The organism is Psychrobacter sp. TB20-MNA-CIBAN-0197, assembly GCF_040309765.1.
GTDB lineage: Bacteria > Pseudomonadota > Gammaproteobacteria > Pseudomonadales > Moraxellaceae > Psychrobacter > Psychrobacter submarinus.
In genome coordinates this window covers 42,597-63,875 of record NZ_JBEOPC010000003.1, presented here as the reverse complement: position 1 = coordinate 63,875, position 21,279 = coordinate 42,597, and the positions used below count along the sequence as shown (strand labels likewise).

Sequence of the window (21,279 nt, the reverse complement as noted above, 5' to 3'; positions counted from 1 at the left end):
CTGAGTAAGGAAGGTTTCGTGAGTAAAACACCAGTGGAAGTGTCCGAGGTTTAGAAAGCCAAGCTAGCTGTAATGAAAGCGTAACAATTGAATGCGTTATAGAATAGGATGATCATACGCTTCCTATGTAATACTATTAGTACTTTATAACTAGGGAAATAAATGTGAATAGTTCTAAGAGACAATATGTATCAGAGTTTGCCCTACATTTTTACTCTAATAGATGGGTGCTCACGCCATCAAATCAACTAATGTCTGATAGCAAGATATCAGATAATGATTCCAAAGATGTTTTTAATAGTTCACATATATATTTGATTACAAAATTGCCTAAACTGTCCTTTTCTAAAGCTGAATATAGTAATGAAAATCAAAAAATTTATGGAGAAGTTCTATATAGAAAAAAAGGTAGCGTTTGTGAAAGTAATTTTGAAATGCCTTTTCAGTTTGCTGATGATGCAACATCTATAAGAATTTCAGACTACCCTCATAGAGAGCTTCAAATGATCAATGATGAGGGTAATGAAGTTCGTTATATTCCTGCTAATATACTTACTCCATATATTGGGTGGTGTACAAATAATCCCGATTTAAGAGACTTAGAGGTTCTATACATTGGTAAGTCATATTCAGAAAAAAAGAATAGAAATATTACAGACCGCCTCAAAAACCATTCTACGTTACAGAAGATATTAGCAGAAGTTGCTTATAATGACCCTGATGACGAGGTATATATAATAGCTATGGAGTTCAATCCCTCTGCTTTTATCTCTCAAATTGATGGTAGAAATAAGGACGTATTAATCGATGATGAAAAAGTTGATCTTAATAGATTTAAAAAAATTTCTGAAAGCAATATATCTAAAGAAGCAGAAGTTAGTTTGATTGAAGCAGGACTAATCCGCTATTTCCAACCTTCGTATAATAAGACCTATAAATATAACTTTCCGAGTCAGGACTATAAAATTTTAGAAGAGTGTCTAAATCTTGACTTCACAGGCTTAGTAGTTGAAATAAATACAGAAGAGTTAAGCTGTCGTTTATTTTCTAATACAGCTAAGCCATCAGGCATTCATTTTTGTCAATTTAACTTATCTGATCCAGAGGTAAGGCAAGGGTTTTTCGAAGCTATTTTTGATTCAAATTCACCTAATGTCGTTAATTAAGTTTGTTGTTGATGAGTACAAATTATGAGGTTTAAACCAAGAAACTTGAAAGCTATTGCTAATCTAGTAACTGGAGATGAAGGTCATTTTCCTTATCGTTCTAGTAGCTATATAACAGAGTTTTTTGAAGAATGTGACCTAGATTTTGTACATGATGGTTCTACTCGTAAGTATTGGGTAGCTGAAAGATTAGAAGAGCTTCTATGTGAGCCATCTGATGCAGCTAACACTTTACCAAATCGGTTTTTAAATTTTTTACAGGTCTTAATGCATAAGTCTGATGCACATTTAGATGATCCAGATCGTTCGAAAGCGCTTGATGAGTTGAATAAACCACTTTCTCGTGAAGGTTTCGAAGCTTTTTATGGAGAAGATGATTTACTCTACGTTCGTCATAATGCTACGAAGAAAATCTCTACCTATGCTTCTACACCTCATAGACCCTTCACTTCTAAAGAACAGGAAAAATATTTGCAACTTACTGAGTACTTGAGTAGTTGTTCTGAAGATCAGCTGATAGAAGAAGTCTTACTACCTTTATTTCGACAATTAGGCTATCAGCGCATCACCGCAGCAGGTCATAAAGATAAATCTCTTGAGTATGGCAAGGATATTTGGATGCGTTATGTTTTGCCTACGCAACATGTATTGTATTTCGGTATACAAGTCAAAAAAGGAAAGCTTGATTCAGCAGGAGTTACTAAAACATCTAATGCAAACGTCGCTGAAATTTATAATCAATTGTTAATGATGCTCGGTCATGAGATTTTTGACCCTGAAACTAGTAAAAGGGTATTAGTCGACCATGCTTTTATTATAGCTGGTGGAGAAATTACTAAACAAGCTAGAAATTGGCTGGGTAATAAACTGGATGCATCAAAAAGAAGCCAAATTCTTTTCATGGACAGAGACGATATACTAAATCTTTATGTAGTAAGCAGCCTTAATGTACCAATTAAAGATAATGGTACAGAAGCTATAATAATCTCAGATGAACTACCGTTCTGATATTGTTTTATAACCTCCCATCTTAGGAACACCATGAACCATCTCACCGTCGGACAACGCGCACCTCTAAGCAACCTTGCTATTGACGATACCGCACCAATCACGCTTAAGTTTACTCGCCAAAGTCCAATAGAGATGGACATCAGCTGCTTTGCCTTAGACGCAGCGGGCAAACTGATCAATGATGATTACATGGTGTTTTACAATCAGCCAACCTCACCGTGCGGGCAAATCAAGCTCACCCATTATGAGTCGCAACCAACGGCGAGTAAGGGCATCCAAGCCGAGTTTGAAGTGAACTTATCCAAACTGTCGGATAATATAGACAGCTTGTTTTTTGTGTTATCAGCCGACACCCCGCTCAATCAAATTCAATCGTTAGAGATTGGTATTTGGCAGCAATCGCAAAAAGCACAGGCAGAATATCAAGCAGCAGACTTTGCCCAGCAGCAAGCCAGTATGCTGATGCAGCTTTACCGCAAGAGTGGCGTGTGGCGAGTGTCTAACGTCGCGCAAGGCTTCAATGGTGGACTTGCCGCCATCGTGCAGCATTTCGGTGGCGATGTAGAAGAGGGTAGCCCGACAGCAGCAGACGTAACGGCAACGCCAGTGCAAGCAAAACCATCGTTAGAGAAGGTCATGTTAGACAAAGCGCCAAAACTGGTCAACCTCGCCAAAAAAGCCACGATATCGCTTGAGAAACGCCAATTGCAGCAACTAACGGCAAAAGTGGCACTGGTGTTAGACGCCTCAGGCTCAATGAATAGACAATACAAAAAAGGTCGCGTGCAGGAGGTGGTCAATCGCCTATTGCCATTGGCAGTGAACTTCGATGACGACCAAGCGTTAGACTGTTGGGCGTTTGCCCGAGATCCGCAGTATTTAGGCGAGATTGGACTGAGCAACTATGACGGTTTCATTGACAACGCTCATGGCGGCTGGCGCAAATGGGCACTTGGCCCGCGCATCAATAACGAAGCAGAGGTCATGAAGGCCGTGACTGAGTTTTATCAAAAGGACGGCTTAGACGTGCCTATCTACGTGCTATTTATCAGTGATGGCGGGGTGAATGACAATCGCGGTATCACGAGAGTCATGACGGAAGCGGCGAAACTCCCGATATTTTGGCAGTTTGTGGGCTTGGGTGGTCGTGGTTATGGTATTCTCAAAAAACTAGACGACATGACAGGGCGCGTGATTGATAATTGCGACTTTTTTGAACTCGATGATTTGGACGATATCAGCGAAGAAGCCTTGTATGAAAACATGCTAGAAGAGTTCCCAAGTTGGCTCAAAGAAGCCAAGCAACTTGGTATCGTGCAGCAATAATCTTATTATTCTATTATCATCAAATAAAAAAACCTCCACAGCAAAACGATAGCGGTTTTTTATGGTTCAAAAAATTCTACTAGCTTTTGCTGCCAATCTGCTTTACTAAATTGTCTTAAATTTATTGCCTTTTCTACTTTAAACAAGCTTTTCATCCACTGTTTAAGCCAGTAACTTATTATGAGTTTTTCGTTGCTAATAGCTTCAAGGTAAAGGCCATATATTGTATTTTTTAGCGAATGCACGCCAAATAGTGTACCTAAGTAATGCATATACGTATTAACACATTCTATATCACCATCATGGAAACGCTCAAAAAAGTACGAATAGTCATTAAACTTTCTAGGTGTAAAATGAAAATTTTTGTCATTGATCTCTTGCGCCCATAGATTGACGTTTTTATAGTTTTGGACATCACAGTAGATAGGGTGAACCATTGCTGCATCTAGATTGTCTAGAACGACACGAAAGTATCCATACTCTATTCCAATGACTTCATAGCTTTGTCCAGGGTTTAAAAACGCGACATTATAGTCGTCGTTATCTAATTTTTCATGTACATTATTTCTAGCAATAATTAGCATCCTGACCCCTATTGAGCATACTTTTGCTTTACTATAGTTTGATAGTTGACTTAGTGCACATTATAAAAAACCGCCACAGTAAAACGATAGCGGTTTTTTATTATTCAAGATATCTTAACTTCTAAAATGCCTACAGCACCCACAGCGATTGATATTGCTCATCATTCAACGTCACGATATCGATGTCGGCTAGCATCTCGCGCAGTTCTTGCCATTTATTTCCATCAGGCATGATCGGCGTGATCAATCTGCCTAACGTATTATCAATAATCGCATCCATCAGCGCGTCCGCCTCAGTTTTACTATAGTCATAATACATGCGGCGCGCAGACTCAGGCTCACTTTTACAGTGTTCTGTCATCTGATTGGTGACTTGGATAAAGGTATCTATCGCGTCCTTTTTTGCGCTATAGATCTCATCAGTCGTTAGAATCTCTAACGCTGAGAAGTTCGGATAAGGGGACAGGTTCTGATCGATAAACGTAAAGTCTAACCCTTCATGCGTCGCTTCAACCCCTTCAAAGTTATAAAAGCACAACCATGCACCATCGAGGTTTGGGTCTTCTTGCAGGTTTTTTATATGATAAAAGTCCTTTTGTACAAAGCTCACATTGTCACGACTGATACTAAAGCCGTTTTTCTTGGCATAGCGCGCTAATATCTCAAAGCCAATACGATTGGTTTTTTCTTCAGCGGCAGGGGTGCAAATGCGAATCGGTTGATTGTTTTTTAATTTATCCATGCTGGATTGCTGCATCAATATGCCGCCATCGGTCTCAAAAAAGCAGCCCAGCGCACGCAGATTAGGCGCATAATGCTCAAACAGATGGATCGGCTCATTTACATGCAGATCGATACTTTGGTTTTGCAATTCAGCAAAGCCATCATAATGATCGTCAGGCTCAATGATGGTGATATCCAGCCCTGCTTGCTCATGTGCGCCCGTGGTCACACCCGCGATAAAGGGCAGGTGGTCAGGGTTCAAAAACCATTCGAGGGTGAGGGTCAGTTTGGTGGTCGACTGCATGGTTGTTTCCTTTTTAATGATAGAAAACAATCAGACTGATGCTGTTTAAATAAAACAAAAAAGGCAAAACAAGAAAGGCAAAATCTCAACATGTAAGGCGCTATCAGATCAGCGAATCAGGTAGAGGTTTCTCTTATTTATAGACTGCTTAGGGTCTGTCATGCTTGTTTCCTACGTCAGTGCTAACTGCTTCAGGTTCACGGGTGTGTCTCAGCGATGGTTTTAACAATCGTTACAAGGTTAAAAGCAAAGCACCCCGACAAGATTGAGTGGTGCTGCATTATTTTTGATCAGTACTGCTAATGAATCCGTACTGCGAATGGCTATTATCGATAGCTACTGCATCATCATAGACGACTTGTAAGCGGTGATGCAAGCGTATCAGGAATGACAATGAATGGCATTCATACATCTATTAGCTACTTTAACTGACAACTCACCCTTAGTATCCTTAGTATCTAAAATTAAGTTTTAGCTATAGTCGATTCTAAATAAAATAGAGACATAGTTTTTCAAGGCGGAACTGGTATAAATTTTACTGGCGTGCTGTGCCTACGCATACAGAGGCTGCATAAAATTCATCCCAGTCCCGCTGTATCGTTTTTATAATGAACTCACTATACCTAGGGCAAAGTACCGCTACCGCCTCAAGCCGTAGCGGTTTTTTTATGTCAGTAAGAAAGGGGGAACAAGTTCGACCACCTTAATACTCGCAAACTAACCATCATGTAGCGAGGCTTATAAACACTCCGTACACTTGTTAGTCTTATTAATACATAATATGATTGATATAAATGATATATTGAACGCATAATTATGTAAGTCTTGAGGTAGTTATGAGCTTGAACTTGTACGTCTTTTTGTGGATTGCCTTTACCTTTTTTACCTTCCTGATTACAGTCAGTAAGATAAACGCCTATCGAGCCGTCGGAAAAAGAGGGGCGACCGAAGTGGACCATGCTGATAGTCATTTCGGTATCGAAAATAGCTTTTATAGAACGGATGCTTCTTGGCACGATATTATCTTTTTTCATGCCTCGGCGTCGGGGCTGGCTGCCGTACTACTGATACTGGTTATCAAAGGTAAGATACTGTTCCCCGGCACCGAGACCTTTTTTGGTATCGTCGCTCCCGTGGTGATATTTATTATCAGTATCACGCTACTGGCTTTGGCGTTTTACTTTTTTGCCATCTCTATGCTCAAGCTTGGCACGACGCTCAGCAAGATTAAGATTAATAATAAAGAGATTAAGACGTTTTATGCGACCGCTGGCGTCTTTGTGTACTTCGTCATCTTTACGGTGATTGTGCTGCTATTAGTATAAGCACCTTTTTTGATGCTTATCAATGCGCGGCTAGTTTGCGTAATTATACTCAGTAAAACCACTTAAGCAAAAACCACTTAAGTAAAAACCACTTTAGCCTTTGCTATCAGTGGTTTTTTTATAGGCAGATGGTAGAGGCAGACCGCTAGACATGAAATAACCACATAAAAACGCAAAAACAATATTGAGCCAAATGAGTCTTTGTTGCATGATTATTTTTTTATAAAAATAGCTCTTAAACACCTATTAGCATTGATGTAATCAATATGACCGACAAAAAAGCCTTTTATTATCGTCCCAAGACCAATCAGTCTAACAGCGCGGCGCTGCGCTGGACGTTTGTGATACTAGGCTGGTTGTTTTTTGTGTTAGGTATCATTGGCGTAGTATTACCAGTGATGCCGACTGCGCCTTTTATACTGTTGGCAGCAGGGTGCTGGGCGCGCAGCTCAAGACGCTTTCACTTTTGGCTGATTAATCATAAATACTTCGGCAAGTACGTCCGTGATTGGGAAGAAAATCATGCAGTACCGCTTTATGCTAAGTGGCTTGCGACCATCATGATGGCGATATCGACAGCTATGCTGTTTTATCGCTTGCCTGAGGGTTTGATTTGGATAGCGTGGCTTGTCGCAGTGGTCTGTACAGGGGTTGCTATTTACCTTTTTCGCTTGCCAAATGCTCAATAAACCAATAAGTTAGCGCAAAAAAACGCTGATTTGTAACCAGTTACACAAAAAGCCATATATCACTTGCGATAGTACGATAAGCCTTTTATAATACGCACAAGCTTAAGAGCAGTTCTGCACAAATCATTACCTCGTAGTATTAGTTATAATCCTTCGTTTTAATATTTATCGTCAGTAGCTATTTGCAAGCGTTACCGGTCAATGAGACCATCAATAAATTAAAAAGTAGGATTATCAACATGTCAGACGTTCAAAAAGGTACAGTTAAGTGGTTCAACGAAGCTAAAGGCTTTGGTTTTATCGCTCCAGAAAACGGCGCAGACGTTTTTGCTCATTACAGCGAAATCTCTGGTTCTGGTTTCAAAACTTTGGCTGAAGGCCAAGAAGTTGAGTTCACTGTAACTCAAGGCCAAAAAGGCCCACAAGCACATAACATCGTTGCTATCTAAGTTGTCTTTTTATTGACAAGCTATTAGATAAATAGATGTAAAAAAAGCGAACCTTAGGGTTCGTTTTTTTATGCCTGCCGTTTAAGGTTTGGCTGTCGAGAGCTATCCCTCTTATGGGTTGCATGCAAAGCATAACCCGCCGATAGCGGCTAAATAAAGCTAATACCTATATTAATTAGACCACCGCCAAGGAGTAACCAGCCAAACATAATCGCGCCTAAAATAAGCGGCTTAGAGCCTGCTTGCTTGATCGCACTGAGATGCGTGGTGAGTCCTAACGCAAACATTGCCATAGTCAGCAGTACATCATCGAGCAGGACCATAGTACTCTCAAAGCTATCTGACATATTCAGCCAAGTATGTAGCAGCACGATTAAGATAAAAATGAAAGCAAACCAAGGTACTTTGACTTGCTTGACTCGGCTCATAACGGGTAGTTTTTCTCCTTTGCCATTACCGCTTTTGGTGAGCAGAAAGGACAAAATCAATAAAAATGGTGCAAGCATCATCACGCGGATCATCTTAGTCACCACTGCCGTATCGCCAACCTCTGCGCTGATGGTGTTGCCCGCGACGACGACTTGCGCCACTTCATGAATGGTAGAGCCGGTATAGATGCCATAATCTTGCGGTGACAGCCACACTTGTAGCCAGCCGAGATGATAGAGAAAGGGATACAGCAGCATGGCAATCGTACCGAAAACGACAACGGTTGCCACCGCAATAGTAACTTTGTGCGCTTCCGCCTTGATGACAGGCTCCGCGGCAATAACCGCCGCCGCCCCGCAGATACTTGCGCCAGAGCCAATGAGCAACGTCGTCTCTTTATCGACTTTTAACAGCTTAGTACCGATCCAATAGGTTAATAAAAAGGTGGAGCTCAGCACTAACGCGTCGCTTAATACTGCTGGCATACCAACGCCAGCCACTTCTGTCAAAGTCAATTTGAAGCCATAAAACATAATCGCTAAGCGCAAGAGTTTTCCTTTGGCAAAACCAACGCCAGCTGCCAAACTTGGCGCAAACTTGGGATAGATAGTATTACCCAGTATCATTCCAAGCAAGATAGCAAGGGTCAACGAAGATAAGCCTATAATGCGCCCGTGACTCCAGACGTCCAAGCTCGTATTTAGCCATAAGCAAAACAAGCTACCGATGAGCACGGCGATCAGCCCTGCTAGATGCCGAGACCGAGGCACATAATCAGTTATGGCTTGTATAAAAGAGGGCATATTTAGATCCTAACGGGCGTTTTTTTTGCTTATTGACTGCTGTTATTGAGGTTACTTTAAGGCGTTGCCATCGTAATTATTAATAGTTTTGACAGGCATTAGCTTATGTATGGATATTATAAGTAAAGCTCATATATAATAAAAACAGATTGATGAGATAGGAATTATCGATTTTTTGGGTAAAAGAAAGCTAAAAGCTTGGATACCTATAAGTTTGCTTGTCTCTATCTATCAATGACTCACTCGTTACAGGACGCTTATTTTGACGGACAAATCTAGCCAAACACTGCCAAAGATTACCCTAAAACAGCTGGCGGTCTTTGTCAGTATTTATCAGACGGGCAGTACAAGCCGTGCTAGCGAGCAGCTGCACTTGTCGCAGTCAGCGGTCAGTAGTGCTTTGGCCGCGTTAGAAGAGCGCCTACAGATGCCGCTATTTGAGCGGGTAGGCCGTAACCTCAACCCTCATCGCAATGCCCAAGCCGTTTACGTACAAGCACAGGCTATATTAGGACAAGCGCTTACCCTTGAGCATTATCATAAGCATCAAGCCGGTCAGTTGCATATTGGCGCGAGTACTACTATCGGCAATTATGTGTTGCCCGAGCTCGTGGCTCAGGTATATGAAGCGCTGCCCAAAGCCAGCATCGAGCTGTATATCGCCAATACGCGCGAAGTCATCAGCGAGATTGAACAGCTTAATATCGACATCGCGCTTGTAGAAGGTATGCCAAGGCCGAGCGATAGCAAAGTGCTGGAGCAGCGCGCTTGGCGTACTGACACTTTGATGGTCTTCGCCAAGCGTGATAGCCGGTGGCTAAAAGGATTGAGTAATTATAACGAAGCGGGCGGCGGTTATGAGCTGACCACCGAGCAGCTCTCAAAGCTGCCCTTACTCGTGCGAGAAGCAGGCTCAGGCACTCGGCAAATCATTGATGAGCAGTTATTGCAGTATCTACCCGGTGCGGAGGTGGTTCGGGCCATCGCGCAGTCAGAAGCGATAAAAAATATGGTCAACGCCGATATAGGACTGGGCTGTCTCTCGCAGCACGTCATCGAAAAAGAGCTTGCGGAGGCAAGTCTAGTACCTGTCAAAATTAAGGGAATAGATCTAAGAAGGACGTGGTGGCTAGTTTGGCACAAAGCCCGGCATCAAAGCCCGATTTGGCAGACCTTTATTGATATTATTCAGTAAATGCAGCGTTATGGCTTTAGCGCAATCTTTATCGCGCCAGCAAAAAGCGCTGTGTAGCAGCTATACATAGTAGTCATATATAGTAGCTACACAACGCTTTTGTTTGAGAGTTAGTCTTCCGATTTAAATGCGAATAAACGGATAGAATGACGCTTGATTAATCTGGTTTATCAAGCCGAACCACTAAGCTATCGCAAGGTACATTAGGCAAGATGTTATCAGCGGTGGCACCGCTCAGCCAAGCAACGATACCGTGGCGCTCATGGCGACCTATGACTAATAAATCGACTTCGTGTTTGTGACAATAATTAACGATACCTTCGCTGCTAGAGATAGCGGTAGTCACTTGCGAGTTGACTACATTTAGCTCATTGCGATCCAAAAACTGCGCTAGCTTAGCGCGTGCCTCTTGGCAACGTTCATCATCGATCTCATCGTAGAGACTAGACGCTGGCACCAGCTCATAGCCGAAGCCAACCATGGTGTCTTTTACGATATGTAGTACCGATAACTTAGAGTTCGGGCGGTTAGAGACGATATGCTTAGCTTTTTGGGCCACGATATCAGCATCTGGTAAAAGATCAGTAACTAACAAAATATGTTGATAACTCATAAAGTCTTCCTTGTGGCTGATGATATCTACTATAGCACTACTGATAGGCGCTGTTAAGTCGCTACTGGCTGATCGAGCTTGACCACTAAGCTGTCACAAGGCGCATTAGGCAAGATGTTGTCTGCAGTCGCGCCGACTAACCAAGCCGCGATACCTCGGCGCTCATGACGTCCGATAATGAGCAGGTCAACGTTCTTGTTATTGCAGTAGTTGACGATGCCTTGGTCGTTAGAGATCGCTGCTGTCACCTCAGAGTTGACCGCATTAAGCCCATTACGATCAAGAAATTGTGCCAGTTTTGCTCTGGCTTCTTGCCAGTTCTCGCCATCTGTTTCGCCAGATAGGCTCGACGCGGGTACCAGCTCATAACCGAAGCGCACCATATCGTCTTCAACGATGTGTAGTACTGATAATTTTGCCTCAGGCGAGCCGGCAAGCACGCGTTTCGCTCTTTGCGCGACGATGTCGGCATCCGATAGCAAGTCGGTGACTAATAAGATATGTTGGTAACCCATAATAGACTCCTTTATTAACATCCTTTCATTCATAGTAGCAGTAGCGCTGAGCTTTGTTAAGTAAAATCCATAATTTAATTGGGGTTATGAATAGCACTATAAAGTTAAGACTTATCACGTCAATCTAGTTATGGGCGTTAGCGCTTGTAGCTTGACTTATCAAACCACTAGCCCCATCTAGCAGCAACGATACTTTTTAATAAACGTCTTAACACACTTTTCATCGAAAGCACTGACTAGAGCACTGACTAGTTAGACACCGAACCAAAGAGCAAAATAATAGGCCACAAGGATATTTATGACTGATACATTTACAGCGGATCTTACTCTGCATCCGGCATTTGAGCTTATCGAGCATCGTCACATCGAAGCACTCTCTATTGACGTCATCATCAGCCAACACGTCAAAACGGGCGCTATGCACTATCACTTAGCGCATCCTAGTAGTGAGAATGCTTTTTTGGTGGGCTTTCGTACGCAGCCAATGGACTCCAAGGGTGAAGCGCATGTGCTCGAGCATGTCGCGCTGTGCGGCTCCGAGAAATTCCCAGTGCGCGACCCGTTCTTTTCGATGATTAAGCGCTCGTTAAATACCTTTATGAATGCGATGACAGCGGCCGATTGGACCGCGTATCCTTATGCCACGCAAAATAAAAACGATTATTTTAATTTGCTCGAAGTCTATCTCGATGCTGCTTTTTTCCCAAATATTCATCCGCTAGATTTTGCGCAAGAAGGTATTCGCGTTGAATTAGATGAGGACGATAAACCGCAGTTTAAGGGCATTGTCTTTAATGAGATGAAAGGGGCGATGAGCGGCGAGATCGATCAGCTCTATCATACTGTTGCCCATCATCTGTTCCCAACGACGACTTATCACTATAACTCAGGCGGTGATCCTGCAGATATTCCTGACTTGACTCATAATGAGCTGGTGGCGTTTCATCAAAGCCATTATCATCCAGCAAACAGTGTCATCATGAGCTTTGGTAATATTCCGGTCTCTGAGACGCAAGCGCGGATTCATGATGATGCGTTAACTCAGTTCGCCGCGGGCAAAAAACACGTCTCGCGTCCAGAAGTGCGTCTGTCAGCACCAATTAGTGCTGTCGATACTTATACTGCCGACGAAGCCGGTCCTAATCAGACTCACCATGTCCTCGCTTGGCTACTGCCTTCGATTACTAACCCTAAGCAGCGCTTGGCACTGCGTTTACTCGAAGGCGTGCTGATCGAGCATGCCGGCTCGCCACTACGGGCTTATCTAGATAGTCATCCACTAGGCACGTCGCCCAGTCCGCTACTAGGTCTGGACGATAGCCATTATGAAATGGTGTTTTATACTGGTCTGCGTGGCTCTGAGCCTGAATATGCTGAGGCGGTGGAGCAAGGCATTATGGACTTGCTTGCTGATGTCGCAAGCAAGCCTATCGATTCTGATACTATCGAGACAATACTGCATCAGATCGAGATTGACCAGCGTCATATCGGCGGAGATAGTATGCCTTATGGTCTAAACTTGATGTTAGAAGGCTTTAGCACCGCTATTCACGACGGCAATCCTATCGACGTGTGGGAGGTCGATGAGCACTTGGCTTGGCTACGCGAACAAGTAAAAGATGAGCAGTGGCTGCCTAATTTGATTAAAACGCATCTACTCGATAATAATCACCGAGTGCGCGTGACTTTGGTTCCTGATAGCGAAAAATCAGCGCGCCTAGCTGCCGCTGAGCAAGTGCGCCTTGATACTATCGCTATGGATTTGACCGAAGATGATAAGGCAATCCTTAAAAAGCAAGCGCTAGATCTAGCGGCGCGTCAAGCTGCGCCTGATGATCTAAGCTTATTACCTAAAGTGGGCTTAGAAGATGTACCAACCGATATTAGTTTTAAGCAAGGCACGCAAAAGCAAGTAATGCTTAGCGGACAGGACAGCACTTTGTTTGAATACGAGGCAGGCACTAATGGCTTGTATTATTATCAAGTGATTGTGCCGTTGACTGATGCGATTGGCAATCAGGATACGAGCAACCTGCCAGTGAACGAGGTGATTAATCATCCGCTGCTGCCGATTTATCTAAGCTTACTCTCAGAGCTCGGTACAGATGAGCTTGACGCTTATGAGATGCAAGCGAAGCAGGCGGCGCACTCATCAGGCGTGACCGCCCGTATCAGCCAACGTACTGCTATCGATGACAGTCATGCGATTAGCAGCTACTTTGTGGTGGCAACTCGCGCATTGAACCGTAAGACGGAAGCGATAGACTTGCTAAAAGAGGTGATGCAGCATAGTGTCTTTGAAGAGCATGACCGTATCAAGGAGATTTTGCAGCAGCGTCAGGCCAGTTGGCAGTCGCGTCTGGCCAGTGCAGGCCATGCCTACGCACTACAAACGGCGAGCCGAGCGATGAGCCGTCAAGCGCAGCTAGAGTATGTCCGTAGCGGTCTGCCCGCGCTTAATGCCCTAAAAGACTTCTTAGCCCATGCAAGTTATGACGATAACAAATGGGATGAGCTGGCTACTAGCTTGATGGCGCTGCATCAGCGCTTGCTGAGCCTGCCTAAGCACGCCGTTATCATCTGTGAGGCCGAGCAAACCGAGCGCTTAAGCGATCTGATTGTAGATAGCTGGCAGGACGTTAAGTCATCCACAGCAAATGCTAAGCAGATAGAGGAGAATATCCCAAGTGAGTTTACTCAGCTTGAATTAGATCCAGCGCTAGACGGCGAGCCAGATGCTGTCAAGGCGCTGGAGAGTGACCCTATCGCTGAGGACTTAGCTTGGCTGGTTGCGACTAACGTCTATCACAACGCTAGCGCTTATAGCGTACCTGCTGCTGACCATCCAGATACAGCAGCGCTTATGGTGCTTGCGCCTTATTTACGTAATGGCTACTTGCATAGCGCCATTCGTGAGCGCGGCGGCGCTTATGGCGGCGGCGCCGGCTATGATGCTAATGCTTGTGCCTTTAAGTTTTTCAGCTACCGTGACCCGCACTGCGCTGAGACTTTTGCGCACTTTGAGGCCAGTATCGAGTGGTTACTGAGTGAGCCGCAAAGCGCTGAGCAGCTAGAAGAGGCGATACTGGGCATCATCTCGGGTATGGATAAGCCCGGCTCGCCAGCAGGGGAGGCGATTAAGGCTTGCTTTGCCAATCTGCATAATCGCGGCGAGGACTGGCAGCGTAAGATGCGCGCGGCGATATTGGCGGTGACTATTGAAGATATACAGCGTGTGGCTAAGCAGTACCTGCAAGGCCAACAGCACGTGCGTGCGGTGCTAGCGCCTTATGATAAAGAGGACAGCGTAAAAGATCTGGGCTTTAAGGTTTGTAAAATTAACAGTTAGCCGTTACTGATATTTGAAAAGAAGAAAAGCCAAGCACGATGCTTGGCTTTTTTGCGTTAAGCGATAAGCTATTACAATTAAGTGTTAATAACGCTTAATGCTTTTGTCTTTGGCAATCTGATCTTGATGGATCGGGAAGTCTTCACGCTTATCGAACTGCTTACGATCAGCGAAGTAGTTGTTGAGTGTGCGTCTCACCGCCTCAAAAGCGATCTCATCCCACGGGATATCTTCTTCTTTAAATAGCGCGCTATCTAAGCTCTCAGAGCCGATACCATAAGCGCCGTCTTTTAGATCGTTTAAGTAAATCACATAGATCTGACCGATATCAGGGATATCATAAAGACAATAAAGCTGCGGGTTAATGACCACTGCATCGGCTTCCTCAAAGCTCTCGCGCGCCGCGCCTTCTGCCATGGTTTCACCATTTTCCATAAAGCCTGCTGGCAACGTCCAAAGGCCATATTGCGGCTCGATAGCACGGCGACATAAGAGCACTTTGTCTTCATAAATCACTAGCGACCCGCAGATCATTTTAGGGTTTTCGTAGTGAATGTAGTTACAGTTAGGACAGACTAAGCGCGGCATATTATCCGTAGGGGGGATTTTGCGCTCGGCTTCATGACCACACTCGAGACAATATTGCATAACAGCTGCCTTATTTAATTGAGAACCTAGAAATTTTTAGCTAACAAGCCTTTAACGTTTCAGCTTGCAGAGCCCTAAGATAGCATAGTTTTTAGTATTAGCAGGGCGCGATATCATAATGCTCCTATTCAAGAACAAAAAAACACTATAGCTGATCCGCTTTAAAACCGATACAGTGCTATGAGAATGAATGTTGCGCAGCATCGAAAAGTGCGAAGCGTACAGCAAGCAAAGAAAATTTGTACCAGTCGCACGGCAATATGAATGTATCGATTTTATTTCGAATTGACTATATGTAGACGATAAAGCAGGAAATGTAGTCCGTCATTGATGCCATATATTATAAATGGTATGCGATATAGATGACTGGAGGTGCAGGGCAGCTAAATTGGCCTACGCAGTCATCAACTTGGCACTACTGACATGCTAAGATGATCCCATATACAGGCTACTGATGATAAAAATAGGCAGTAATAATGACAGTAATTCATGAGTTTGAGAGCTTTGATGAGCTAACCGTAGCGCGGCCTGCCTTTATTCGTCATCCTAAGCTTAGACAATTGGCTGAGCGCGTGCAACAACGAACGCTGAAGACGTTACCAGACAAGTCGTCTGATACTTTAGTGAGCGCCTCTGATTATAACCTCTACGACAAAACCTATAACGAGCGAGTGCTACAGAGCTTATATCAGACCCCTATCGCTGATGCCTCCGTACTCGTAGCGATTACTCGTGAGCGCAGGCCGAAATTGCTACTGACTCGCCGCGCAGCGCACATGAAAAGCCACGCAGGAGAGGTGTCCTGTGCAGGCGGTAAGTATGAGCTAGGGGATGGTAATAACGTGGTCACCGCGCTGCGTGAAGCTTATGAGGAGACTGCGCTGCTACCTAATAAAGTCCAGCTTCTCGGTCAGCTGCCGATTCAGACCTCAAAGAGTGGGATGAGTGTCCGTCCTATCGTAGCACTTATCGCGCCAGACCTGCCCTTGATCCCTGAGATCGGCGAGATATCGCGCATTTTTTGGGCGGACTTCGAGACGCTGATCACTCAGCCGACAACCGAGTATGCCATAGAGTATACGATGCTTGAGCAGACGGCAACGATACTCACGCCAAGCTGGGAGGTGGATGGCGAAACCGTTTGGGGCCTAACCGGCAAGGTCATCGCCAGCTTATTAGAGACCGGATTTGATCGTCAGCTTGAGTGGTATTATCGTCTAAAAGACTCAGGAGTTGAGTTAGACCGCTAACGATATGCGCTACTCTACAGCCTAGGGCGTGTCCCTAATTCAAGCGTTTATGACTAAATGGGCTAAAAATGGCTAAATCTTTGGCAAACGATGTCAAATAGCTGGTCAATATCTTGATATTACCTTCGCTATTTTCCTTGTTTGCCTGCGATTTATCTCATTTTCATCATCATTTTTGAAATAGGGACACGCCCTAGTTAAACCTTTGTTATGACTCTTTAGTTATGATTCTTTATAATAACGGTCGTTTTTTTTCAGCCACCAGTTCATATTGTCTTGGCGCTTAGCACGAAACTGCTCAAGCTTCGCCGCCATAGTACTGTTGTGCTGGCGTGCCGTATCAAGCGCAAACAAAATCGGTACTGAGGTTAATACGCCAAAACGAATTTTCGATTTGGGCAGCTGTAGTCCATCGCCGATATCATCACCGACTAAGGTGCGAGTGACGCTAGCATTGACCATCTCCACAAACCGGCCTTTGCGATTATCCTCACCCATGAGCTGACGCGGTAAGTCGTGCAGCGCTTTGGCTAAGGGTTGTCCCATCTTAAAATCAAGCTGCTGAATGGACAAATAAGTATACAGCCACTCCCAGCACGCCGCTTCCGTCTGCGGTAAACGCGCTAAATCCACGCCCATCCAGTAGCTGGCCAAATTCCATAAATGCAGAATGCCGCGAGCTTCTTCGCTACTGATACGCGCGCCTAACAGCCGCAGCCCGCGCATAATCAGTAACGAGAATTGTAGATGAGTTGCAATCATATCGGTCTGATTGATCGGCAGACCCCAATAGTCGCTATTCCAGCTGCCATCAGAATTATGATGCTGAGCGCTTGTGCTAATCACGCCATCCGCTGCGGTAAGTTTACCGGTGAGCAGTTTTTGCCGCACTAAGGTATGGATTTGCCGCACCTGAATCGACTGACGCCAGCCCTCAGAGCCAATCGCTAATACTTGCGAGAGAGGCGCTTTATTTTGAGCAGAATCGTTTAGCTGTGGATGCTCAGAGACCGCCAAAATATAGGCGTAAGTACGCATCAAACGCGGCAGTGCATCGTGCATTAATGCCCCAGTCTGAATCAGCGGTAAAGACAGCGCCGGAATACTATAACCTGCCATTAGCGCAACATTACGCAGTAGCCATATTAGCATCAGCGGATAGCGGCGATAGGCGATAGCGCCGATCTCTGCCAGCTTAGGATCAAACCAGTCAGGATGAGCGCTAAATTGCTCAGTTAGAGTGATAAAAGCGGGATGGGCGAGGATGTCGTCATCTATGCTATCGTTCGCCGCTCGCTTAGCATCTGGCTGAGTATGAGCCGTATTCGCTGGCAAGATGAGCTGCTGTAAAGGCTTAGCAAAGCGAATATTATCAGCAGCCAATTGATCGACTAGAGGATCACCGATGTCGTAACCCTCGACAATCTCAGCCAATAACTTCGGGTCAATCTGAAAGTCTTTTGGTAATAAATAGCGTCTAATGCGCTTGAGTACTTGCAGCTCAGTATGGTCATCGATAGCAGTGCTACGACCATGACGCTGATAGCTGCCTGTCTGTATACCGTTATAGTTAGCCATATCTGTAGCACCGTTTTGCGAGTGTCGCTTGCCTTTATTATAGCAGTGACGTTACTGCTCTCAAGATACAGACGGCTTCATCAGCGCTTTATAACAGCTGCTTTGTGCACGCGGATAAGACTAGATAACAAGCTAATCGTAGTTAGTCGCGATGGACATAGTTTAAGCGGCTAAGCTGTCTTTCAGTGTAGATTATCTCGCGTTCGAGTCTTCGCAGTTTTGCCGGTAGCGATAGCAGATAGCGGCGCGCTTCTTTTTCGTCTTCAAAATCGAGCATTTGCCCAGCACGCAGCTTAGTATAGTCTGCCTCGTATTCTTCTAGTAGCGCTCTGTCATCGTTAAGCTGTTTATTCAAACGGTAATATTCGCGGCCTTGCTGATTGGCTTGTTGTAGTCTCATGGTGCTACTAGCTGGACAAACACGGTTTAGCTCAAGACCACGACGACCGATATTGTAGGCATTATTCACAGTACAGTACTGCTTAAGACCTAACTGACGACCACGCTCCCAAGATTCATAATCCGCGGCGACATTGGCTTTAGCGCAAGCTTTTGAATGCGCAGCAAGCCTACTAGGAGGATAGCCTGCTACGCCGTCATTGTAGCCGATAGCTTGCCAGTTACCGACCATGCACTCTTCCACTGACAACGTCGCACAGCTTGCAAGTAACAGAGCACTACTACTAACCGTTACTAAAATCAGTCTAGATAACAGCCTAGATAACAGCATAGTAAGCTTCCTTTAATAGGCTTTATTCAATAATGCTTAAACGCCCTATCGTCCATTACTGCAAGTAGTCTATCACTGCACGGCGCAACCGTATTAATGACGCGTTAGGTCCACTGAGGTGCCGCTGACGTTGTCTTTTAGGCTGACTTTGAGCATGAGGTAACCTGCAACCCCAGAGACGATAGAGCCCATGATAATACCTAAGCGCTCATCGAATAATGGCGAGCCGCCGCCAAAGGCAAGACCACCGATAAATAAGCTCATGGTAAAACCCACACCGCATAATAGCGCAGCACCATAAATTTGCTTATAATTCATGCCTTTTGGCATGGTTGAGATACCGAGCTTGAAGATCAACCAGCACATCGCCATGACACCCAATTGCTTACCGATAAATAAACCGGCGGCAATCCCCAGCGGTACAGAGTGAAACAGCTCTGCAAACCCTGCGCCTTTGAGCGAGATGCCTGAGTTGGCAAAGGCAAATAGGGGCAAGATACCAAAAGCCACGGTGTTGTGTAGGTCGTGCTCTAGCTCTTCGACAGGGGAGTGCTCAGGGTCAGTGCGATCAAACATAGGAATAAACAACGCCAACACCACGCCCGCTAATGTCGCATGGATACCCGACTTGAGGACGGCTATCCACATGATAACGCCGATGAGCAGGTAGGGAGTGATACTGGTCACGTTGCGACGGTTTAGCAAATACAAAAATGGCAAGCATAGCCCTGCAAAGGCCAATGACTCAAGGGATAGTTCGCTGGTATAAAACAAGGCAATGATCAAAATAGCGCCAATATCATCGAAAATAGCAATCGATACTAAAAACACTTTTAGTGAGTTAGGGACTCGGCTGCCAAGTAAGCTTAAGATACCAAGGGCAAAGGCAATATCCGTCGCCGCTGGAATAGCCCAACCTGCCCAAAATTCAGGCTCGTTATAGTTAAAGGCCATATACACGATGGCTGGGAAGACCATACCACCGATAGCGGCACCGGCTGGCAAAATGATTTGTTTGACATTGGACAGCTCGCCGATGAGCACTTCGCGCTTGAGCTCAAGACCGACCAAAAAAAAGAAAATCGCCATCAAACCATCATTAATCCAATGATGGGCATCTTTGGCAATCGCAAAGCTACCTATCTGAATGGCGACTGGCGCATGAATAAAGGATTCGTACCAAGTACTAAGAGGGCTATTGGCAATAATCATCGCCACGATAGCTGCCAGCGCTAATACAATGCCGCCTGACGCCTCGAGCTCAAGAAATGCTTTAAATCTTTTTACTGCCATATCATCCTCATTTGTTCAATTGATACCGTCAACTTAGATCGTTCTACTTATATTTTATAAGATGACAAATAGTTTGCTTTAGTTTCTCACAAATCTCTCAATATAAAAAATTTAATGCACTAAATATCATTATAAAACAATACGAATAAGCAAAATTTTTATTTTCTAGACTCTACTCAAAGACAGCATTTGCTGTTGTTGTCCTAAAAACAGGAGTCAAGCTTTAGAGACTATAGTGTGCTGGCAAATGCTGTCCAGTGCGGATAAAAAGCGCCTGATATACAAATGCTTTAGATAAATTTAGCAGAATTTGTCATGCTTTTGGGTTTTCTTATTAGTTTGACTCTATAATAAGCTGTTTTAGCCCTTTTGAGTCAATGATTTTATCAATTCTATCAATGCAGCAATTCAGCATGCTAGTCTCTAGAGCTTAAGGCTTGTCTTCGATAAATGAACCCCACTCATCAGCAGTTATTCATCATAAAGTAACTATAAGGCCAGTAACATGGACGTATCACTCTCTTTAGAGATTATCTTAATGCTGACGGCAGTGGCCGCAATAGCCGGTTTTATCGATGCCATCGCAGGCGGCGGTGGACTACTCACCATACCAGCCATGCTACTTGCCAATATCCCGCCAGTGCTCACGCTTGGCACCAACAAGCTACAAGCCGCCTCGGGTGCGCTAGCGGCCTCGATTACAATGATAAAAAAAGGCGTCATCAACCCTAAAAGTATAAAGGTGGCGATTGTCGGGGCTTTTATTGGCTCAGTCATCGGTACCATCGCTGTACAGATGTCGCCGCCGGATCTACTCGAAAAACTGATTCCGTTTTTGATTGCCGCTATTGGGATTTATACTTTGTTTGCGCCCAGGCTTGGCGAGGTGGAAGCGGCGCCGCGTATCTCAGAGGCCAAGTGGCAAAAAATTGTGGCGCCATTGATTGGGTTTTATGACGGCTATATCGGGCCAGGGACAGGCATGTTTTTTGCGCTGGGTAATGTGGCGCTACGTGGTCGGCAGATCATCGAGGCAACAGGCGCGGCCAAAGTACTCAATTTATCTACCAATATCGGCTCACTTATATTTTTTATCTTAGGTGGTAATGTGCTGTGGATCGTAGGCCTTGCGATGATGGTTGGGCAAACCATCGGCGCTTATTTTGGCTCGCATATGGTGGTCAAAGGGGGGAGTAAGTTGATTCGTCCTGTCATCGTGCTGGTCTGCCTTGCCATGATTACCAAGTATGTGATTGGCTAACGCAAGCTGTGATGTATTGAGATCGATGCAGCCTGTTT

General features: G+C 44.6%; 20 protein-coding genes. 10 read left to right on the top strand and 10 right to left on the bottom strand.

Features of this window, described 5'->3' with window-relative positions:
• Window positions 1-164 precede the first annotated feature (164 nt).
• Genes AAEY83_RS01570 through AAEY83_RS01560 form a run of 3 tightly spaced genes read left to right on the top strand, consistent with a single transcriptional unit; the run spans window position 165 to window position 3,503 of the window.
• On the top strand, window positions 165-1,166 hold the full coding sequence (locus AAEY83_RS01570; RefSeq protein ID WP_025644853.1) for a hypothetical protein: 1,002 nt from the start codon (window positions 165-167) through the stop codon (window positions 1,164-1,166).
• A gap of 24 nt (window positions 1,167-1,190) precedes the next feature.
• The gene (locus tag AAEY83_RS01565; protein ID WP_025644852.1) at window positions 1,191-2,174 is read left to right on the top strand and encodes a PDDEXK family nuclease; all 984 of its coding nucleotides are present in this window, start codon (window positions 1,191-1,193) and stop codon (window positions 2,172-2,174) included.
• Window positions 2,175-2,207: 33 nt separating this feature from the next.
• The gene (locus AAEY83_RS01560) at window positions 2,208-3,503 is read left to right on the top strand and encodes a VWA domain-containing protein (RefSeq protein ID WP_025644851.1); all 1,296 of its coding nucleotides are present in this window, start codon (window positions 2,208-2,210) and stop codon (window positions 3,501-3,503) included.
• Between the two features lie 59 nt (window positions 3,504-3,562).
• On the opposite strand, the gene AAEY83_RS01555 is transcribed toward AAEY83_RS01560, so the two are convergent.
• The 3 genes from AAEY83_RS01555 to AAEY83_RS01545 form a co-directional block, all read right to left on the bottom strand.
• Window positions 3,563-4,087: a hypothetical protein gene (locus tag AAEY83_RS01555; protein WP_025644849.1), complete on the bottom strand. Its 525-nt coding sequence runs from the start codon at window positions 4,085-4,087 to the stop codon at window positions 3,563-3,565.
• Between the two features lie 130 nt (window positions 4,088-4,217).
• Complete coding sequence (locus AAEY83_RS01550) at window positions 4,218-5,114, bottom strand: ABC transporter substrate-binding protein (protein ID WP_051397399.1); 897 nt, start codon at window positions 5,112-5,114, stop codon at window positions 4,218-4,220.
• Between the two features lie 280 nt (window positions 5,115-5,394).
• Window positions 5,395-5,526, bottom strand: coding sequence for a hypothetical protein (locus AAEY83_RS01545; RefSeq protein ID WP_351058324.1), 132 nt, complete (start codon window positions 5,524-5,526; stop codon window positions 5,395-5,397).
• A gap of 424 nt (window positions 5,527-5,950) precedes the next feature.
• On the opposite strand from AAEY83_RS01545, the gene AAEY83_RS01540 reads away from it, so the two are divergent.
• The 3 genes from AAEY83_RS01540 (at window position 5,951) to cspE (ending at window position 7,577) form a co-directional block, all read left to right on the top strand.
• Complete coding sequence (locus tag AAEY83_RS01540) at window positions 5,951-6,439, top strand: hypothetical protein (protein WP_025644845.1); 489 nt, start codon at window positions 5,951-5,953, stop codon at window positions 6,437-6,439.
• Between the two features lie 266 nt (window positions 6,440-6,705).
• Window positions 6,706-7,128 (top strand): YbaN family protein, encoded by a 423-nt coding sequence (locus AAEY83_RS01535; RefSeq protein WP_025644843.1) that lies wholly within the window; start codon window positions 6,706-6,708, stop codon window positions 7,126-7,128.
• A 239-nt stretch (window positions 7,129-7,367) separates the two neighbouring features.
• Window positions 7,368-7,577, top strand: coding sequence for a transcription antiterminator/RNA stability regulator CspE (cspE, locus tag AAEY83_RS01530; RefSeq protein WP_025644841.1), 210 nt, complete (start codon window positions 7,368-7,370; stop codon window positions 7,575-7,577).
• A gap of 149 nt (window positions 7,578-7,726) precedes the next feature.
• On the opposite strand, the gene AAEY83_RS01525 is transcribed toward cspE, so the two are convergent.
• Window positions 7,727-8,809, bottom strand: a complete 1,083-nt coding sequence (locus tag AAEY83_RS01525; protein WP_025644839.1) for a YeiH family protein — start codon at window positions 8,807-8,809, stop codon at window positions 7,727-7,729.
• A 262-nt stretch (window positions 8,810-9,071) separates the two neighbouring features.
• Between AAEY83_RS01525 and AAEY83_RS01520 the strand changes: the two genes are divergently transcribed.
• The gene (locus tag AAEY83_RS01520; protein WP_037058811.1) at window positions 9,072-10,004 is read left to right on the top strand and encodes a LysR substrate-binding domain-containing protein; all 933 of its coding nucleotides are present in this window, start codon (window positions 9,072-9,074) and stop codon (window positions 10,002-10,004) included.
• 157 nt (window positions 10,005-10,161) lie between these two features.
• Here AAEY83_RS01520 and AAEY83_RS01515 read toward each other — a convergent pair whose 3' ends face one another.
• Together AAEY83_RS01515 and AAEY83_RS01510 are read right to left on the bottom strand one after the other, a co-directional pair.
• The gene (locus tag AAEY83_RS01515; protein ID WP_025644836.1) at window positions 10,162-10,617 is read right to left on the bottom strand and encodes a universal stress protein; all 456 of its coding nucleotides are present in this window, start codon (window positions 10,615-10,617) and stop codon (window positions 10,162-10,164) included.
• 53 nt (window positions 10,618-10,670) lie between these two features.
• A complete protein-coding gene (locus tag AAEY83_RS01510) occupies window positions 10,671-11,132 on the bottom strand; it encodes a universal stress protein (RefSeq protein WP_025644834.1) in 462 nt (153 codons plus the stop codon).
• Window positions 11,133-11,430: 298 nt separating this feature from the next.
• On the opposite strand from AAEY83_RS01510, the gene AAEY83_RS01505 reads away from it, so the two are divergent.
• Entirely contained in the window at window positions 11,431-14,481 is a 3,051-nt protein-coding gene (locus AAEY83_RS01505) for an insulinase family protein (protein WP_025644832.1), read from the top strand.
• Window positions 14,482-14,565: 84 nt separating this feature from the next.
• On the opposite strand, the gene AAEY83_RS01500 is transcribed toward AAEY83_RS01505, so the two are convergent.
• Window positions 14,566-15,129 (bottom strand): NUDIX hydrolase, encoded by a 564-nt coding sequence (locus AAEY83_RS01500; protein ID WP_025644830.1) that lies wholly within the window; start codon window positions 15,127-15,129, stop codon window positions 14,566-14,568.
• 476 nt (window positions 15,130-15,605) lie between these two features.
• Between AAEY83_RS01500 and AAEY83_RS01495 the strand changes: the two genes are divergently transcribed.
• The gene (locus AAEY83_RS01495) at window positions 15,606-16,379 is read left to right on the top strand and encodes an NUDIX hydrolase (protein WP_037058808.1); all 774 of its coding nucleotides are present in this window, start codon (window positions 15,606-15,608) and stop codon (window positions 16,377-16,379) included.
• A gap of 222 nt (window positions 16,380-16,601) precedes the next feature.
• Here AAEY83_RS01495 and AAEY83_RS01490 read toward each other — a convergent pair whose 3' ends face one another.
• The 3 genes from AAEY83_RS01490 to nhaA form a co-directional block, all read right to left on the bottom strand.
• On the bottom strand, window positions 16,602-17,957 hold the full coding sequence (locus tag AAEY83_RS01490) for an oxygenase MpaB family protein (protein ID WP_025644826.1): 1,356 nt from the start codon (window positions 17,955-17,957) through the stop codon (window positions 16,602-16,604).
• A gap of 142 nt (window positions 17,958-18,099) precedes the next feature.
• Window positions 18,100-18,687, bottom strand: a complete 588-nt coding sequence (locus AAEY83_RS01485) for a DUF2799 domain-containing protein (RefSeq protein ID WP_051397398.1) — start codon at window positions 18,685-18,687, stop codon at window positions 18,100-18,102.
• A gap of 93 nt (window positions 18,688-18,780) precedes the next feature.
• Window positions 18,781-19,980, bottom strand: a complete 1,200-nt coding sequence (gene nhaA, locus AAEY83_RS01480; RefSeq protein WP_025644822.1) for a Na+/H+ antiporter NhaA — start codon at window positions 19,978-19,980, stop codon at window positions 18,781-18,783.
• A 505-nt stretch (window positions 19,981-20,485) separates the two neighbouring features.
• Between nhaA and AAEY83_RS01475 the strand changes: the two genes are divergently transcribed.
• The gene (locus AAEY83_RS01475) at window positions 20,486-21,241 is read left to right on the top strand and encodes a TSUP family transporter (protein ID WP_025644820.1); all 756 of its coding nucleotides are present in this window, start codon (window positions 20,486-20,488) and stop codon (window positions 21,239-21,241) included.
• The last annotated feature ends 38 nt before the right edge of the window (window positions 21,242-21,279 follow it).

Bases quoted from the DNA above. Each gene is read 5' to 3' on its own strand.
- AAEY83_RS01565 (WP_025644852.1), top strand. From the start codon at position 1,191: ATGAGGTTTAAACCAAGAAACTTGAAAGCTATTGCTAATCTAGTAACT.
- AAEY83_RS01560 (WP_025644851.1), top strand. From the start codon at position 2,208: ATGAACCATCTCACCGTCGGACAACGCGCACCTCTAAGCAACCTTGCT.
- AAEY83_RS01555 (WP_025644849.1), bottom strand. From the start codon at position 4,087: ATGCTAATTATTGCTAGAAATAATGTACATGAAAAATTAGATAACGAC.
- AAEY83_RS01550 (WP_051397399.1), bottom strand. From the start codon at position 5,114: ATGCAGTCGACCACCAAACTGACCCTCACCCTCGAATGGTTTTTGAAC.
- AAEY83_RS01545 (WP_351058324.1), bottom strand. From the start codon at position 5,526: ATGTATGAATGCCATTCATTGTCATTCCTGATACGCTTGCATCACCGC.
- AAEY83_RS01540 (WP_025644845.1), top strand. From the start codon at position 5,951: ATGAGCTTGAACTTGTACGTCTTTTTGTGGATTGCCTTTACCTTTTTT.
- AAEY83_RS01535 (WP_025644843.1), top strand. From the start codon at position 6,706: ATGACCGACAAAAAAGCCTTTTATTATCGTCCCAAGACCAATCAGTCT.
- cspE (WP_025644841.1), top strand. From the start codon at position 7,368: ATGTCAGACGTTCAAAAAGGTACAGTTAAGTGGTTCAACGAAGCTAAA.
- AAEY83_RS01525 (WP_025644839.1), bottom strand. From the start codon at position 8,809: ATGCCCTCTTTTATACAAGCCATAACTGATTATGTGCCTCGGTCTCGG.
- AAEY83_RS01515 (WP_025644836.1), bottom strand. From the start codon at position 10,617: ATGAGTTATCAACATATTTTGTTAGTTACTGATCTTTTACCAGATGCT.
- AAEY83_RS01510 (WP_025644834.1), bottom strand. From the start codon at position 11,132: ATGGGTTACCAACATATCTTATTAGTCACCGACTTGCTATCGGATGCC.
- AAEY83_RS01505 (WP_025644832.1), top strand. From the start codon at position 11,431: ATGACTGATACATTTACAGCGGATCTTACTCTGCATCCGGCATTTGAG.
- AAEY83_RS01500 (WP_025644830.1), bottom strand. From the start codon at position 15,129: ATGCAATATTGTCTCGAGTGTGGTCATGAAGCCGAGCGCAAAATCCCC.
- AAEY83_RS01495 (WP_037058808.1), top strand. From the start codon at position 15,606: ATGACAGTAATTCATGAGTTTGAGAGCTTTGATGAGCTAACCGTAGCG.
- AAEY83_RS01490 (WP_025644826.1), bottom strand. From the start codon at position 17,957: ATGGCTAACTATAACGGTATACAGACAGGCAGCTATCAGCGTCATGGT.
- AAEY83_RS01485 (WP_051397398.1), bottom strand. From the start codon at position 18,687: ATGCTGTTATCTAGGCTGTTATCTAGACTGATTTTAGTAACGGTTAGT.
- nhaA (WP_025644822.1), bottom strand. From the start codon at position 19,980: ATGGCAGTAAAAAGATTTAAAGCATTTCTTGAGCTCGAGGCGTCAGGC.
- AAEY83_RS01475 (WP_025644820.1), top strand. From the start codon at position 20,486: ATGGACGTATCACTCTCTTTAGAGATTATCTTAATGCTGACGGCAGTG.